The 15,936-nt window shown below is 36.6% G+C and carries 17 protein-coding genes; 3 read left to right on the forward strand and 14 right to left on the reverse strand.

The genetic code is table 11. The features are described from left to right. Nucleotides 1-116: 116 nt before the first annotated feature. From ACXR6G_RS05955 to ACXR6G_RS06005, 11 genes are all read right to left on the reverse strand, one after another. Nucleotides 117-863 (reverse strand): AAA family ATPase, encoded by a 747-nt coding sequence (locus tag ACXR6G_RS05955; RefSeq protein ID WP_458360492.1) that lies wholly within the window; start codon nt 861-863, stop codon nt 117-119. A 550-nt stretch (nt 864-1,413) separates the two neighbouring features. Beyond that, entirely contained in the window at nt 1,414-2,094 is a 681-nt protein-coding gene (bioD, locus tag ACXR6G_RS05960; RefSeq protein WP_458360493.1) for a dethiobiotin synthase, read from the reverse strand. 89 nt (nt 2,095-2,183) lie between these two features. After that, the gene (locus ACXR6G_RS05965) at nt 2,184-2,447 is read right to left on the reverse strand and encodes a hypothetical protein (protein ID WP_458360494.1); all 264 of its coding nucleotides are present in this window, start codon (nt 2,445-2,447) and stop codon (nt 2,184-2,186) included. Nucleotides 2,448-2,481: 34 nt separating this feature from the next. After that, nucleotides 2,482-3,210, reverse strand: a complete 729-nt coding sequence (bioC, locus tag ACXR6G_RS05970) for a malonyl-ACP O-methyltransferase BioC (RefSeq protein WP_458360495.1) — start codon at nt 3,208-3,210, stop codon at nt 2,482-2,484. Between the two features lie 97 nt (nt 3,211-3,307). Next, nucleotides 3,308-3,982: a DUF452 family protein gene (locus ACXR6G_RS05975; protein WP_458360496.1), complete on the reverse strand. Its 675-nt coding sequence runs from the start codon at nt 3,980-3,982 to the stop codon at nt 3,308-3,310. Between the two features lie 352 nt (nt 3,983-4,334). Next, a complete protein-coding gene (locus ACXR6G_RS05980; RefSeq protein ID WP_458360497.1) occupies nt 4,335-5,456 on the reverse strand; it encodes an aminotransferase class I/II-fold pyridoxal phosphate-dependent enzyme in 1,122 nt (373 codons plus the stop codon). Between the two features lie 136 nt (nt 5,457-5,592). Beyond that, the gene (gene bioA, locus ACXR6G_RS05985; RefSeq protein WP_458360498.1) at nt 5,593-6,879 is read right to left on the reverse strand and encodes an adenosylmethionine--8-amino-7-oxononanoate transaminase; all 1,287 of its coding nucleotides are present in this window, start codon (nt 6,877-6,879) and stop codon (nt 5,593-5,595) included. Between the two features lie 90 nt (nt 6,880-6,969). Next, entirely contained in the window at nt 6,970-8,259 is a 1,290-nt protein-coding gene (locus ACXR6G_RS05990) for a dicarboxylate/amino acid:cation symporter (RefSeq protein WP_458360499.1), read from the reverse strand. 164 nt (nt 8,260-8,423) lie between these two features. Further along, nucleotides 8,424-9,152, reverse strand: a complete 729-nt coding sequence (locus ACXR6G_RS05995) for a pseudouridine synthase (protein ID WP_458360500.1) — start codon at nt 9,150-9,152, stop codon at nt 8,424-8,426. A 332-nt stretch (nt 9,153-9,484) separates the two neighbouring features. Further along, nucleotides 9,485-10,024: a carboxymuconolactone decarboxylase family protein gene (locus ACXR6G_RS06000; protein ID WP_458360501.1), complete on the reverse strand. Its 540-nt coding sequence runs from the start codon at nt 10,022-10,024 to the stop codon at nt 9,485-9,487. Between the two features lie 107 nt (nt 10,025-10,131). Continuing rightward, nucleotides 10,132-10,956: a helix-turn-helix domain-containing protein gene (locus ACXR6G_RS06005; protein ID WP_458360502.1), complete on the reverse strand. Its 825-nt coding sequence runs from the start codon at nt 10,954-10,956 to the stop codon at nt 10,132-10,134. 174 nt (nt 10,957-11,130) lie between these two features. Between ACXR6G_RS06005 and ACXR6G_RS06010 the strand changes: the two genes are divergently transcribed. Next, entirely contained in the window at nt 11,131-11,664 is a 534-nt protein-coding gene (locus ACXR6G_RS06010) for a DUF4395 domain-containing protein (protein ID WP_458360503.1), read from the forward strand. A 63-nt stretch (nt 11,665-11,727) separates the two neighbouring features. Here ACXR6G_RS06010 and ACXR6G_RS06015 read toward each other — a convergent pair whose 3' ends face one another. Then, nucleotides 11,728-12,165: a hypothetical protein gene (locus ACXR6G_RS06015; RefSeq protein ID WP_458360504.1), complete on the reverse strand. Its 438-nt coding sequence runs from the start codon at nt 12,163-12,165 to the stop codon at nt 11,728-11,730. 116 nt (nt 12,166-12,281) lie between these two features. Here ACXR6G_RS06015 and ACXR6G_RS06020 point away from each other — a divergent pair, with 116 nt between their 5' ends. Next, entirely contained in the window at nt 12,282-13,565 is a 1,284-nt protein-coding gene (locus tag ACXR6G_RS06020; RefSeq protein ID WP_458360505.1) for a peroxiredoxin family protein, read from the forward strand. A 29-nt stretch (nt 13,566-13,594) separates the two neighbouring features. Continuing rightward, the gene (locus ACXR6G_RS06025) at nt 13,595-14,827 is read left to right on the forward strand and encodes a serine hydrolase domain-containing protein (RefSeq protein ID WP_458360506.1); all 1,233 of its coding nucleotides are present in this window, start codon (nt 13,595-13,597) and stop codon (nt 14,825-14,827) included. Nucleotides 14,828-14,994: 167 nt separating this feature from the next. On the opposite strand, the gene ACXR6G_RS06030 is transcribed toward ACXR6G_RS06025, so the two are convergent. After that, the gene (locus ACXR6G_RS06030; protein WP_458360507.1) at nt 14,995-15,294 is read right to left on the reverse strand and encodes a monooxygenase; all 300 of its coding nucleotides are present in this window, start codon (nt 15,292-15,294) and stop codon (nt 14,995-14,997) included. A gap of 63 nt (nt 15,295-15,357) precedes the next feature. Further along, entirely contained in the window at nt 15,358-15,936 is a 579-nt protein-coding gene (locus ACXR6G_RS06035) for a nitroreductase family protein (protein ID WP_458360508.1), read from the reverse strand.

Consider the following 15,936-nt stretch of genomic DNA (forward strand, 5'->3'; position numbering starts at 1 on the left):
ATTTTAGAAGGTGCTTCTGAATTTTCGGAGTCGTAACTTATAAAATAGCTCTACGAAAAAAGTCGCTTCCAGGGGAAACGACTTTTTATATTCTAGATTGTCTGCTTATTCTTCTATTAATTAAGACAAGGATTCGTTTCTTTATTCTCTTCAATGAACTTATCCTTTTTCTTTAGCTCCGATACAATGATATTGTTTTTCACTGTTCTGAAGATGATATCTTGTGCCTCTGCAAAAGAAATATCGTATTTGCGATCTACTTGACGGTACTCTTCAGGATACTTAGTAAGCAATTTATCGTAGAAGTTATCAAGCAGGTCATTGCTTGGGTTTCTGAATTCCAGCTTTAACTCGAAACGACGAATAAGCGCAGAGTCAATCATATCAATCTGATTGGTTGCAGCAATAATAATGGAATGTTTCGGTAGTGAATCGATAAGTTGAAGCATGGTGTTCACGACGCGTTTCATTTCACTACTATCCGAATTGTCATAATCACGCTCTTTACCTAATGAATCAAATTCATCGAAGAAAAGAACAGCCTCTTGAGATTCTACCAAGCGGAAAGCTGAAGCGATATTAGCGGAGGTTTCACCCAGTTTTGAAGAGACAATACCACCCAGATTGATAACTTTAATCTTCTTACCTAGTTTACGAGCAATGGCTCGAGCTGTCATGGTTTTACCACAACCACTTTTACCGTGGAGTAGGAGTTTATTACTAAGCGGGAGATTGTATTTTGAAAGGATATCGCAATGCTCGTACTCACGTAAGAACTGATGGATTTCAGCACCTAGCTTTTCATCAAAAACGACATCTTCGAAAACGACATGACCCCTGTTGGGAACATATAATTTTTCCATTTTTAAAATTTTTGTGTTGTTGTGTTTAGACTGCAAACCTACATTTTTTTCTTAACAGAATTTCAGTTTAACAACATATTTTAACTAAAGGCTATTCCAAAAGTCGGAAAGGTCTAAAGGTCATAAGAGTTTAAAGGTCTAAAAGGTCATATAATCTATGCTCAGGAGATTCTTATTAGTCGATATAGCAAATCAGACCATGACATATACAGCTTACAAATAGTCATAGCCTGATAAATGGTGTAAATGAGGGTCTCACTTTTTTGTGAGGCTCTCAATAAGTATAATGGAGAGGTCAGGATCTCTGATAAAGTCGAAAGGTTGATGTTTTATTCCTTTTGATTTTAATCTGTGAGAATCTGAGTCATCTGTGGTAACTAAAGAATAAGTAATGGGATTATAGATTAGTGATCTTTTTAATCCGACGATGAAATGTACATCTTACTAATAGTCATAGCCTAATAAGGGTATTGTTCTGCGTATATCTGCGCTATTGGCGTGAAATTCTTAAAAATTAGTGTTAATCAGTGCAAATTAGTGGTTCTCTCTTTTAAAGTTGAAATAAAGGAGAGAAATCGACTTCTGGTGATTCACCAATTTTGAATTCAGGAATTTCAACCACAGGACAATTGTAGCCATACTTTTTCAGGTAGGTTTTAAAGACTTGAATGGAATCTTCAAGAATCACATCGCTATTGTTAGGGTAATGGTTATAGATCAGACCATGAATAGGAAGTTTGCGATGTGCTGCCAGCTCCAGGCACATTAGTGTGTGGTTGATACTACCTAACTTTGATGATGTGATGAGAATGAGCTGGTGCTTTTTCTCTTCAAGGTAATCCAAAAGAGAATAATCTAGTGTGATAGGCACATGAATACCGCCTACACCTTCAATTAGAAGGGTATCGTAAGCTGATTCCAGCTTCTTTGTTGATGCATTAATCACATTAATATCTATTTCTTCACCATCTATTTTAGCCGCTAAATGGGGCGAAGCAGGATAGGTAAACACATAAGGGCATGTTGTCCCGTCTTTATCAACTTCGTAAGGATCGACCCCCATAATCTCACGATGAGCAAGAATGTCTTCTGAGATCCCTACACAACCCGTTTGAGCAAACTTCTGTGTCATGACGTTTACATCTCTATCAAGAAGGTATTTCGCCATTAAACCCGTAGCAAAGGTCTTTCCTGCGTCTGTGTCAATTCCAGTTATAAAGTAAGTGCTCATATGTAATTAGTGATTGAGGATTAATGATTTGATATTGTTTTAGAAACTATAGGTTTCAAACTCATCGAGATCAATTATAGTTTTGTTTTTCATTTGAACATCAACATATATGATATGTTCTGTGTCTTGAAATATGAAAATAGCCCCGTTGTCATAAACATACCCGGAATGATGGGAACACTGTATTTGAGTTTTTCAGTTATAGATAAACTTGAAATTTCACTGACTTGCATTTCATCTGAGGTGTAATGCTCCTTTAACTGCCTATTCAGATCTTGCTCATTTACGTGCTGAATGTATAATTGCACACCAATTATAAATAGAATAAGGATTAGAATAAAAATTGCTTCCATAATTCGAGTTTAATTTCCTTTATCCTTTATTCCCTTAAACCTTTTTACTTGATTTAGGTTTTGCAATGAAGTAGATAGGCTGATAGCTTAAGGGTACGCCCAGCTCTGTTCCAAATAGATCTTTATAGCGCTCTTCGAAATTCTTTAGATCTGATTTTGTCCAAACTTTACCCGGTAAGCCATTAACACCCGTTTGTTTCATATGATGTAAAACACTAATTGGCTCAGGGAAATGGCGGGTTATGATTTCTTTTTCGCTCCAAACAACATCAAAATACTTATCCAGAAGTCGTAGGTGTGCGTTATAAGTGAGGTAATCTAATCCACTGCCGTTTACCGAACGAATCTCACGGTAATTTTCCGGACCAAAACTGCTAAAAGCGAGAAAACCTGTTGGGGATAAAGCTTTAGAACATTTTTCAAGAAAGGCATCCAGATTATGAAACCATTGAAAAGTGGAGCCCGAAATAATTAAATCTAGATTCTGTGGTAAATCCTTGGCTTCAATATCGCCAGCTATAAATTTAATTTTGGGATTGATTGCTTCCAGAATAGGCGCATATTCCTCTACAATATCATTAGCCAGATAGCTGTTTGCATCGAAGAACTGAAAATACTTATCGGTAAGCACTGCAGGACCACAACCAATCTCCAAAACGGAATTGTGATGCGCAGGACAACGCCATCTCATCTCAGCAATCAGTCGTGAAGCAATGGCTTCCTGAACAATGGCATGCTTGCGATAAGTGTTTATGCTCTTCACAAACCCCTTTTGTACCTTATCCTTATTTATCTTTTGTTGGCTCACCCTCTATTTTTCTCTGTGTGTTGTCCTTCAGACTTTTTAGACTTTTGGACATTTAAGACTGTTTTACCTTTAGTATCTCATCCCAACTGTTCCAGGCTGTGAAACAAAAATGAGGTAGATCAATTATCAGTTTTTGAGATTTATCTTCCCAGGCCTTTTCCAAGTTCTTAAAAGGGAAAATCATATCTCGAGACGAAAGTAATACCTTATCGAAGATATCCCAAGTAATTACTTCTCTCAAAATCATGTTTTGCAAACAGATCAATTCTTCTTTCTGATCTTCAACAGAGCGTTGTGGTTGATGTTCTATGAAACTGGCATAGCCAGATCTACCACCGCACATGCGCATAAAAAACTTGTCGCGCCCTTTTTCATTCAAACCATCAATGGTGCCTTGAAATATACTGGGAGGAATGCCTTTTTCATCATCAATGGGAGATAGATTCCCATTTATAGCAAGACAAGTCTGGAATAGGTTTTTATCATCTTTAAAAAGGAGTGAACTGACGAATACGCCTAATGACCAGGCAATCAGATAACATTCCTGATAAGCATTCAACTCTTCCTTTAATTCATTAATTTGGCTCAAATCACGATAATCGTAACACATGAGTACGTCGTAATCATCTGACAGAATATTTTGAAAAGGAATTTCGTCACAACCCCAGCCACTCATAAAGAGGATAAGCTTAGGTGACTTATTTTTGTGCAAGTATTTTATCTCCATTTAGTACAATCAATAATTAGTAAATAGTGCCGCGTACCATTTACAACAGCCTTGCTAACGGGATTACAAATCCCTAAACTCACAACCTGCACATTACAAATGTGCAGGAGCTATTGTACAACTTCAGTCACAGAGCTTTATTTAGGAAAAACATCAACTAAATAAAAGAAATCACTTGCTGTCCCAGATTTGTAATCTGGGGTTAAAGAAGTGGGAATTTGTAATTCCCTTTTATAAATATTTTTCAAAAAGACCGTTAAGTTTCATTTGTTATACACAAGTAGAAAATACATATTTTTAGAATTCTACTTTTGTTCTATTCTCTGGATTAAGCAGTAAATATCTATATATTTTAAATTGATAATTGTAAATCGTTAATTATTCTTGGTAGTTCTTTTAAGTCTTTCCATGTCATATCAGCCGAAAGTGATAAGCGTAGTCTTGACGTGTTTGGTGGTACTGATGGTGGACGAATGGGAAAAACCAGAAAACCAAGTTTCTGCATCTGTTCAGCTATTTGCGTGCATTTCCCACTATCGCCAATCATGATTGGGATAATATTGGAATCACCACCTGTTTTTATCCCAAGTTCCTGTAGTGCTGTCCTGAATTGATTCGATAGTTTTTGTAAATGCGTTCTTTCCTTTTGCATACTCAAACTTTGTTTCAGAATCTGTAGATTCCAGGCAATGCTAATAGGAGGTAATGCGGTTGTAAATATGAGAGAACGCATCTTATTGATCAGGTAATCCTTGATTATAGCATCACATACAAGGTATGCACCTACTGAATTCATGGCTTTACCAAAGGTTCCAACCAAAAGATCTATTTGTGAAAGACAATTTTGTTCTTCGGCTATGCCCAGACCTTTTTCACCACGTGTTCCCAGAGCATGTGCTTCATCTACATAAAGCAAACACTGGTATTGGTTTTTTATCTTGATAAGTTCGTGCAAATCAGCCACATCTCCATCCATACTGAAAATGGACTCACTCACAATAAAGACACGCTCGTAGTTGTTTCGGTATTTTTCCAATAATCGTTCAAGGTGTTTATAGTCGAGATGCTTGTAACGATGATAATCAGCATCACTTAGCTTGATACCATCTATTATACTGGCATGGTTAAGCTTATCTGAAAGGATCAGATCACCTTTTGAAGCTAAAGCGGGTAAGATTCCAATATTCGCGTGGTAGCCCGAATTGAAGAAGAGAGCGGGAGAACCAAATTGTAGTTCAAGTTCATCTTCTAACAACTTATAAGCTTGGAAATTACCCGTCAGTAGTCGAGAGGAACCCGATCCCATCCCTTTTTCTTCAGGAATAGAAAGTCCTAGCTTAGCTATGCCCATATAGTCGTTTGAGGATAGGTTCAGCTTAAACTGATTCTCATCGATCTGCTTTAAAGAACGAAGGTTCCCCGTCTGGTTTAGCTTTTCCAGTTCGTCTTGATAGGATTTTAAAATATCAGTCATTATTCAAGGATAAGGGTGATAAGGCTAAAGTATAAAGTTATAAGCATAAAGTGAAAAAGGGTTTAACTTTTCCAACTGAATCATTCAATTCTTTTAAATAAAATCATAACTAATCTGCGAAAATCAGCGTCTAAATTTATTGTAAGCTTACAACTTCAATCATGCTCTGACACAAAGTTCGTAAATCCTTTTCAGAAATAACAAAGGGAGGCATGATATAAACCTGTTTTCCGAAAGGGCGAACCCAAATACCTGCATCCACAAATTGCTTTTGTATAGTAGCCATATTAACGGCTTCCTTCATCTCGATGACACCAATAGCACCAAGTATTCTGATGTCTTCGACTTGAGACAGGTTTTCTGCACGACTCAGTTCTTCTCTAAGAATGCCTTCAATGGTATCAACCTTCTTCTTCCAGTTTGATTCCAATAAGAGATTAATACTGGCTACACCCACAGCGCAAGCTAAAGGATTACCCATGAAAGTTGGGCCGTGCATAAAACAACCGGGTGCTCCTTGCGAAATACCATCGCTCACTTTTTTATTGGCAAGTGTTGCCGCAAAGCTCATATAACCACCTGTGATGGCTTTACCCACACACATAATATCGGGTGAGATACCTGCATGTTCACAAGCAAAGAGTTTTCCAGATCGGCCAAAGCCTGTGGCAATCTCATCTACAATAAGGAGGATGTTATATTGATCGCAAAGCTGACGAACTTCTTTTAAATACTGAGGGTGATAGAAACGCATCCCTCCAGCGCCTTGAACGATGGGTTCCAGAATGATGGCAGCTAATTCATCCTGATACTTCTCTATGGCTTCTTTCATTGGAAGAATATCCTTTTTATCCCAATCGTCATAGAAACCACATTGAGGAGCTGTTACAAAATGATTGATAGGCAAAACACCTGTGAATATTTCGTGCATTCCTGTCACAGGATCACAAACTGACATGGCATTGAAGGTATCTCCATGGTAACCAGAACGAATACTTAGGAGTTTATTCTTTTTTTGTTCCCCCTTGGTGAACCAATATTGTATGGCCATTTTCATAGCTACTTCAACAGAAACAGAGCCTGAATCAGCAAAGAAAACCTTATCCAAACCCTCTGGACTTAGTTCAACCAACAGCTTGGCTAGTTCAATGGCTGGTTTGTGAGTGATACCCCCAAACATCACATGAGACATATTTTGAATCTGTGACTCGACAGCTGCGTTCAGAACGGGATGATTGTAACCATGTACGGCACACCACCATGAGGACATCCCATCGATAATTTCTCGACCATCTTCTAGTTTCAAACGGACACCATTGGCTGATGTAACCGGATAAACGGGTAGAGGGTTTTCCATTGAGGTATAAGGATGCCAAATATGCTCCCTATCGAATTTAAGATCTTCTTGTGTGATTGTGCTCATGTGTATCGTTCAATAATTTCGGCATAAAGCTAGGATTTATAGCCCTATTTGACACAAATTGAAGTATGTTTTTGAAAAGTTTTTATGGCTTCATGATTCTTCAGCTCTGAAAGATTCCCAACGTTCTACAACAGCAGCACCTACACTATCACCCCAAACATTGATACTGGTTCTAAAACGGTCAAGTAGCCAGTCAATACTCAAAAGAAGACCAATGCCTTCGATAGGTAGGTTAACGGCTCGTAAAACGATTACCATGGTGACCAATCCGGCTTCGGGAATACCTGCAGCACCTATGGCTGCAAGAGTTGCCGTGAGAATCACAATGATTTGTTGCACCCAATTGAGATCTATACCATAAAGTTGAGCGATAAAAATGGCGGCTACGGCTTCGTAGAGGGCAGTACCATCCATATTGATGGTGGCTCCCAGAGGCAGAACAAAATTACTGACCTTTTCTGAAACCTTATTCTCTTCGTGTACGCCCTGCAGTGTTAAGGGGAGTGTGGCTGTGCTCGAAGCCGTTGAGAAGGCATTGAGAAGAGCTGGCCCCATACCTTTTAAGTAACTTGTGATTGATCGTTTCCCTATAAATCGGAGTAGCAAACTTAAAAAGAGAAAGCCATGTAGTGCGAGTCCAAGAAGTACTGTCAATGCATAAAGACCTAATGACATTAATTCTGGAATGAAAGCCTTAAAACCACCAGAATGTGCAATTCGGGCAGCAACCAAACCTAAAATTCCTATAGGAGCAAGATACATGACCCAATGCACCAGTTTAAGAATGGCATCATTCATAACGGATAGGATTTTAATGCTCTTTTTTGCTTTTTTCCCCAGAGATGAAAGTGCAGCACCAAAAAAGATAGAGAATAGTATCAGTGGAAGGATATCCATTTTCTCCATGGCTAAAAATAGGTTGTACCCTACCAAACCTTGCTGTTCTTTCTCCGGATTTCCCACTAGAAGTTCTCTTAGGGCTGTAGAGATATCAGTAGCGATATATTCCGTTTGATTGGGAAGTTCATTAATAGTGATACTCTGATTGATACCAGGTTGAATAATATTGACCAGTATGATGCCTAATGTAGCTGCTACAGCCGTTGTGAGTATATAAAAGGCTAAGGTTTTACTACCCAGTGTGCCCAATTGACTTAAGTTCTGAATGCGTGATATGCCTACAATCATTGATAGAACAACGATGGGAACGACAAGCAACATTAGGATATTGAGGAACATTTGTCCGAAAATCTCTAGCTTAATGCCAACGGAAGGAAAGAAGCCTCCCAGAATAAAACCCAATACAATTGCCGAGATAATGGCAATCAGTAGAATAAAACTCTCTTTCGAGGCTTTGGGTTTTTCGCTAGGCTCATTCATAGAGGAAATCATTGGTTGCACCTAGAAGTTACAAATTTAAGCCGAGGGCGAGAAAGAAATCTTGAATGGCTGTTTTTGAGTGAAAAATGAAAAACCTGATAATTGAAGCCCAAAGAGACTTATATTATCAGGTTTTAATATGATGAGTGAATGTCTTACCCCATTTATAAAGAAGCTTCCTCAGTTTTACTTGAATCTTCTATGAGTGCTTTAAGTTCACTTAGCTCAGATCCGGAGAATGAACGGTATTTTCCTCGTTTTAAACTACCAAGTTTAATGTTCATAATTCTAACACGTTGCAGCTCTGTGACTACATAGCCAAGATAATCGCACATGCGACGAATCTGGCGATTTAAGCCCTGTGTTAATACGATATTGAATGTGAAGGCATCAACCTGTTCCACTTTACATGGTTCAGTCACTGTGTCTAAAATCTTAACACCATCAGCCATTAGACTAATAAAATCGGGTGTGATTCTTTTATCAACCTTAACGATATACTCCTTTTCGTGGTTGTTCTTGGCACGAAGTATTTTATTGACAATATCGCCATCATTGGTCAAGAATATAAGACCTTCACTGGGTTTATCGATACGTCCAATGGGAAAAATACGTTCAGGATAATCAATAAAGTCGATAATATTGCCTGAAATATCTGTGTCGGTTGTGCAGGTAATACCTACAGGTTTGTTGAAAATCAAATAGATGTTGCCCACCTCTTTGGTAATAATTTTACCATCCACAGTGATTTGATCTTCAGCTGTAACCTTTTGTCCCATTACTACAGGCTGTCCGTTTACTAGAACCTTACCTTCTTCAATCAGTCTATCAGCAGCTCTACGAGAACAATATCCTGTTTCGGATATGGCTTTATTTAGTCGTTTGTATTCCATTCTTTTAATTTCCCTCTAATTTTCTACAAAAAACGGACTATTGTTGCATCTATGCAATTTATTCAGCCATTATTTCTATTTAATAGATTACAAAATTCATGAAATACAAAATCATCAGACTTGTATAAAAGATGAAAACTAGCGGAAAAGTTAATGTATTCCACATAATGGCATAATTTTCAGAATGAACATATCGATTTGTTAATTATGAGAATTCTGTAATTATGTGAATGTTATCTTTTGAGTATAACATCTCTTGAATAAAAATTAGGGTGCTTAAGGCTTCTTAGGCACCCTCAAATTATTTAATATTCTAATTGATTAGATGATTCTTATCTATTAAATTCTTTTGCGATTGGAAAATCGATAGTAAATTCAGCCAAATTGTGAATGTAGTTACTGATGATTTTATCACCAATAACCATTACCACATCAATCATATTGACTTCAGTATAACCAGCTGCGAAGAATTCCGATTTAGCTTCATTGCTAACTTGACCTTTGTTTTCAGAAACAAGCAAGGTGAATTTTGCTAGGGCATCAAGTTTAGCATCGAAAGAGGCATTTCCTTTTCTGATTTCAAGAATCTGATCTTCGGTGAAACCATTCATTTGACCTAAAACTGTGTGTGCTGATTGGCAATAACGACAGCCGTTGAATTGACTTACTACCAGGTTGATGATTTCTCTTTCTTTAGCTCTTAGTGTGCTTTTACGATTTTGTAGAGCTAGATAATCACCAAGTGCTGTATCGTTTTTAGCAAAGTAGGCGTATAGGTTGGGAACAAAGCCTAAACCTTTTTCAAGTTGATCAAAAATAGTTTGATTGTTAGCTGTTACTTCATTTCGAGTTGGAACGTTAAATTGTGTCATTGTCATATGTTTTAAATTATTAATATCTAATTGACAATGCAAATATGAGGCAAATGGAGAGGGTGGTGTTAGGCAGTGATTCCCGAATGTTTGGCAAAACTTCCCATTTACTTGATTTCTTTAAAATCAGTAGGAGATTGACCTTCCTGTTTCTTGAAAAAGCGACTAAAGGATTGAATATCCTCATAACCTATTTCGAAGGCAATTTCTGAAACAGACTTATCGGTATAGCGAAGGAGTCGACGAGCTTCGAGCATAATTCTGCCCTGAATAAATTGCGAAGGCGACTTGTTACCAGCTTTCTTAAATAGGTTCGCTAATGTTTTTGGCGATTTACTAAGTAAAAGAGCATATTCGTCAACGGCGTGTTTGCTTCTAAAATATTGCTCCACTAAAAAATTAAAGTCTCGTATCAGATCAATCTGCTTGACTTCAATCTTTTCAAAATCCATTTGAATCTTGTAAATACGAGTACAAAGAATTAAAATCCTTTTAAGCATCATCTGTAACATCTCTAACTGTAGATTGTCCTTTGAACCCATCTCCAGGAGGAGCATCTTCCATACGGTTTCTAATATTTCGGTATCACCAACATTCGGTCTTATCAGGGGTAGGTTTGATGAACCGTAATAGAGAATGCCTTTGCAACCCACTTCACTATCATGATCGAGTATGCAATAAAAGGGGCGATTGAAGCGAAGCAGTCTAAGCTGACCAACTTGCTTGATTTCGATTTGATGAAATTCTGTTAAGCAAATAATCTGATTGGCTGCAAATTTATAATCTAAAGCATCTATGGTCATTTGAGTCTGGTCGTCATCAAACCAAATAAGAGAAAGCACGCCTTCTTGCTTTTCTTTTAATACATGACAATTAGACTTCGTAATTTCAATAACCTCAAAGTATTCGTTGGTTTGCCCTAGGTATTTCATTTGTTCATTTTATATCAGCTCCTGTGAAGATAGATATTTTAGAAACAATTTTTAGTGAATGTTAATTTATGAGCTAATAATCGTAAACATTAACATTTGCTTAACTATTTGAGAGAGAAGCGAGGGCTTAATTTCACTATTTTGCGTCCTTATTATTACTTAAAAATAAAATAGATGTCTATAGTTGGTTTTGGAGAATTTGTAGATGGTATTAGCTACAAAGTTTTAAATGAAAGAGAAGTTCGTGCCAGTGCTGGTATCATGTTTATAATGGGATTAGTAGCTGTAGTAGCTGGTGTATTCTTCGACAACTATAAACCTATTCCGTATGTATCAGGTTTTATGATGTTCAGTTTCATTGTAAGTGTATTTCTTAATCCAAAGTATGCACCATCGAATATGATTGCACGACTTATTGTAAGTAAGCAGGATCCTATATACATAGGTGCTGTTCAAAAACGATTTGCCTGGAGTTTGGGTTTAGCGATATCTTCGGTGGTTTTCTTTATGTCTATTCCCTTACAAAATGATCCCTCAATGTTTGAATCGGTTTGTATGTTATGCCTTATATGTATGCTTTTAATGTTTATTGAGACTGCTTTTGGAATCTGTGTGGGCTGTCAAATTTATTTTTTGGCTTTAAAAATGAAATTAATGAAACAACCAGAAGTTAAACCAAACTGCATGGGGAATTCGTGCGAAGTCTAAACAAGAAATAAGCCTATAATTAAAATACTTACAGCCCTGAGATTGATAAAATCTTGGGGCTGTTTATTTTTTTTCTAATTTATCAATGAGTTTCAATAGTCTATCTCTATTCTTAGCTGATTTAACGAAGCCAGGTAGTTTCTCAACTAATGTGAAGAATTCCCTGCCATTTCGTTCTCGCAAACCTGCACCAATGTATTGTTTCATATATGCGAGATGCTCGTAATTGTGTGCCCAAAATCGTTCATTTTTGAATGAAACTTGTAGCCATAATTCACAATCAAACCAGTAATCATTTGTTATGCTACTACTTTTTTTATCGAAACTAACAGGTTTGTCTGAGATGTAGTAACAAGATGAACAGCGTAATTCAGCACTTTCGGGCATTTGAATACTTTTAACAACTGCCTTGCTGCTACATTTGGGACAAACAACAAATGTTTTATTAGAAAAAGCACTTAGTCGTAGGTTGGCGTCTTGAAATCGATTGGGGGCTTCCATGTTTTAAGTATAAAATAACGAATGACTATAAATATAATTATAAATTTAATTGTGAATACTTAGATTATTCATAAGTTTGATGATTAATAATCATAATTAATGCAAAATGCGTAAATATGAGAACCATCATCTTTTTCTTGTTTCTAGCTTTATTAAGCTTTTCATCATGTCAAAACAAAAAAAATGAAAATCACTATTCTGGTAAAGAAAGTGCAATTCAATTAAAGACGATCAAGCATAAAGGGCGCGGTTTATTTGAGAATTCAGGCTGGAGCTTGTTTTTTAAGCAACCCAAAGATCATCTGTTTGATTTTAATTTACCTGAGAAACTAGACAGTATAGAAATTGCGACTTTGCTTCTTGATATTAAACCAGATATCTACGAAAAATTTAAAATAGGACGTATGGATACGACCGCATTTAATAATCTTGTAGTAAAGTTCGATGTGGATACGTTAAACCTTCCCAAACAAGAGATTAAGAAAAATTACCTCTCAATATTAAGAGCCTACCAAAATGACACTCTCGTCTTCATGATTGACCAAAATAACAATCGTGATTTTACGGATGATACCATAAGAAACTTAAAGAATAATCAATTAAAAGCTGACGGTTATAATTTTGATTTCGAATTTGATATCTTCAATGATAAAGAAATTGTTACATCTCATTCTTGGGTTAAAGTCGTCAAATCTCCAAGGGGAAGTAGGCTTGCTGTAGTTGTCAATCAGCATGTAAGTGCGAAATTCACGATGGATGGTAAATCATTTACAATTGGAGTTGCTGATGATCAAGGGAATTGTTCCTTTGATGAAATTGTGATTGCATTATTAGAAGATAATGGCGTAAAGAAAGATACACTGACGAGGAAGGATTATTTTAAACGAGGTGAGTATTTGAAATTAGGTGAGCATTATTATAAATTCCAGGATATCACTAATGACGGTAGCCTTATAAGCTTAATTAAGGAAGATGATTTTAAGAATAAAGTTGGAACCCAAGTTGGTATGCTTGCACCAGAATTTACTTGTAAAACGCTTGATAATCAAAGTCGCTCATTGAAGAATTATAAAGGCTCATATCTCTTATTGGCTAATCTTTCTAGTTGTTGGGGATATGCAGAAAGTTATACACATTATAAAGCAATAGGAGAGCAGTATGCTTCCCAACTTAGGCGTATCGGTATTGATTATGAGGATCGCAACTTGATTCAGAAAATTAAGGAATTGAAACTAAAGGGGGAATTCGTTATTGCAGAAGCTAATAAAGGTTCTTTTCAAGAGGCTTTTCGTCCTGGTTATAGTTCTCGCAACTGTTTTTTAATTGATCCTGATGGGCGAATCGTTTCTCGATTTGACATTGAAAATTGGAAATCTGTTTTATCAAAACAATTGGATTAAAACGAAATAATAAAATATCATAATCAACTATGAATAAATTACTTTACCTGAGTTTATGCCTCATCTTATTTCAGTCCTGCACCCTTTTAACGCGCAGTGTACGATATTACGAGGCTGATATTGATGACTACAAAATCTTTCCTGAATATCAAGTTTCAAAATCAAACACAGCCTATCCATTTTCTAAAGGAAATATGGGACTTGTTGATAGTGTAAAACTCGAAGGTGAAGATGGTGCAAAAATTGGCTTAGACGCATATGTTTCTCAAACATCGACTCGAGCTTTTGTGGTGATAAAAAATGATTCTATTCTTTTTGAAAAATATTATCGTGGATACACACGAGAAGATATTTCTACGGTTTTTTCAATGAGTAAATCGGTAACATCCTTATTGATTGGTATTGCTGTGACTGAAGGCATTATCGAGAGTGTAAACGATCCAGTTACGAAGTACATACCAGAACTGAGAGGAAAGGCTCCTGAGTTTAGCAGACTGACAATTAAGCATCTTCTGAATATGCGATCGGGTCTAGCTTACAATGAGTCTTATACGAATCCTTTTTCTGGTATGGCACGTTTATATTATGGTGTCAATCAGTTGGGAAAGATTAAACGAATGCATTTCGAATGTGAACCCGGCACCAAACATGAATATCAATCTGTATCGACAGCATTATTGGGTATTGTTATCGAAAAAGTAACAGCTAAGCCCCTAGGGCACTACTTGAAGGAGAAAGTATGGCACCCACTGGGTATGGAGAACAATGCAAGTTGGAGTATGGATGATCCGAGAAATCGTTCAGCCAAAGCTTATTCAGGGGTAAATGCGACTGCTATCGATTTGGCAAAAATTGGACGCCTATATTTAAATATGGGGCAGTCTAATGGGAAGCAAATTGTTTCGAAGGAATGGATTAAAAACACAACAAATCCCAATCTATCTAATGATGGTTATCAGTATCAGTGGTATTCATTTTCGGGAAATGGAGTGGATTCTTTGGGTAATAGAGCTTATGCCGATTCTTTGACTGCTGTTCAATTAGCCCAGACAAAATATGCCAAGTTTCCTTATTATGAGGTATGGAAAGATTCTAAAGAGAAGTGGCATCTTAAAATCTATACGGGGCATTATTATGCTTTGGGTATTATGAGACAAATTTTATTTGTTGATCCAAAAAAGAAACTAATTATAGTCCGTTTAGGCGATAATGGTGACAGAAACTATATAAAGACGATGTACGATATCTCAAGATCTTTGTAAGATCTATGTGTATTGTCTTTTGTGATAACATGACAAAGTCTTATTATTAAGTCGAAAACTTTCTTCTTCAAAAAGAACAAAAAAATAGGAACAGTAGATTTAAACTGTTCCTATAAATAAGATTTCAATTAATTTCACGCTTTACGATCTTTGCATCTGCAATATGCTTATAAGCTTTGATTAATTGCGGATAGTTGTTCATTGATTTCAAAAACACGTCCTCGAATATCAGTATAACCCATTTTCGTTAATCTTTCAGAGTGCATTGCTAGATAGTTCTCCGATTGTTCTCTAGTTTCAAAAAGGTAGACACCACCTGCTGTTTTCTCCTTCTCATCTTGTGTCCAGTATTTCCAAATAAACCCAGGTTCATCGTTAATACTCATAGCTAATCCTTCTAGCATTGCTGCCATTTCCTCACCAAAAGGTCCCGCGTGAGGAAAGTCTACGTACATTATTACTGCCATTATTTCTAGATTTTAATTATTAAACATTCTATATTCACTGATTGACTTATCTCTAATAAGAGATTAAAAGCCCAAGCATTTTACTTTGTCTTTGATTGCGATTCTGGGTGGAGTAGGAGTCGTTATATCAGGATAGCCTATAGGAATTATACCCGCTATTAATCTATCTTCTGGTATGTTTAGAATTTCCTTCACTTTTTCTGATTGATTTAAATTACTCCCTACCCAGACAGTTCCTAATCCTTCGGCATGTGCCTGAAGAAGGATATTCTGGATTGCTGCACAGCTACTCTTTAAAGCTTGTTCCTTTTTGATGTCTTCTTCCAAATTGGGGTAGGTAACAATGATATGATAGGGAGCTCCTCCTAAATCTTTGGCATACTTTAACATGATCTTCTTTTTATCTTCCGGAATATAGCTTGCTTTAGGAATATACTCTTTAGAAAAATTGTAGAATTCCGTACAAATATTTTTTCGGTATTCACCTTTGGCAAGGATAAACTCCCAAGGCTGACTATTTCCATTTGAGGGAGCCATACTACCCGCTTGTAATATTCTTTTAATTGAATCAGTATCAGGCTCCTGTTCTTTATAGTTTCTGATACTTCTTCTACTTTGAATGACATCTAATATTTCCTTCAT

The sequence above is a fragment of the Ancylomarina sp. YFZ004 genome, assembly GCF_054254355.1.

Coding starts and splice junctions, on each gene's coding strand:
- ACXR6G_RS05955 (WP_458360492.1), bottom strand. CDS start 863: ATGGAAAAATTATATGTTCCCAACAGGGGTCATGTCGTTTTCGAAGAT.
- bioD (WP_458360493.1), bottom strand. CDS start 2,094: ATGAGCACTTACTTTATAACTGGAATTGACACAGACGCAGGAAAGACC.
- ACXR6G_RS05965 (WP_458360494.1), bottom strand. CDS start 2,447: ATGGAAGCAATTTTTATTCTAATCCTTATTCTATTTATAATTGGTGTG.
- ACXR6G_RS05975 (WP_458360496.1), bottom strand. CDS start 3,982: ATGGAGATAAAATACTTGCACAAAAATAAGTCACCTAAGCTTATCCTC.
- ACXR6G_RS05980 (WP_458360497.1), bottom strand. CDS start 5,456: ATGACTGATATTTTAAAATCCTATCAAGACGAACTGGAAAAGCTAAAC.
- bioA (WP_458360498.1), bottom strand. CDS start 6,879: ATGAGCACAATCACACAAGAAGATCTTAAATTCGATAGGGAGCATATT.
- ACXR6G_RS05990 (WP_458360499.1), bottom strand. CDS start 8,259: ATGAATGAGCCTAGCGAAAAACCCAAAGCCTCGAAAGAGAGTTTTATT.
- ACXR6G_RS05995 (WP_458360500.1), bottom strand. CDS start 9,152: ATGGAATACAAACGACTAAATAAAGCCATATCCGAAACAGGATATTGT.
- ACXR6G_RS06000 (WP_458360501.1), bottom strand. CDS start 10,024: ATGACACAATTTAACGTTCCAACTCGAAATGAAGTAACAGCTAACAAT.
- ACXR6G_RS06005 (WP_458360502.1), bottom strand. CDS start 10,956: ATGAAATACCTAGGGCAAACCAACGAATACTTTGAGGTTATTGAAATT.
- ACXR6G_RS06010 (WP_458360503.1), top strand. CDS start 11,131: ATGTCTATAGTTGGTTTTGGAGAATTTGTAGATGGTATTAGCTACAAA.
- ACXR6G_RS06015 (WP_458360504.1), bottom strand. CDS start 12,165: ATGGAAGCCCCCAATCGATTTCAAGACGCCAACCTACGACTAAGTGCT.
- ACXR6G_RS06020 (WP_458360505.1), top strand. CDS start 12,282: ATGAGAACCATCATCTTTTTCTTGTTTCTAGCTTTATTAAGCTTTTCA.
- ACXR6G_RS06025 (WP_458360506.1), top strand. CDS start 13,595: ATGAATAAATTACTTTACCTGAGTTTATGCCTCATCTTATTTCAGTCC.
- ACXR6G_RS06030 (WP_458360507.1), bottom strand. CDS start 15,294: ATGGCAGTAATAATGTACGTAGACTTTCCTCACGCGGGACCTTTTGGT.
- ACXR6G_RS06035 (WP_458360508.1), bottom strand. CDS start 15,936: ATGAAGGAAATATTAGATGTCATTCAAAGTAGAAGAAGTATCAGAAAC.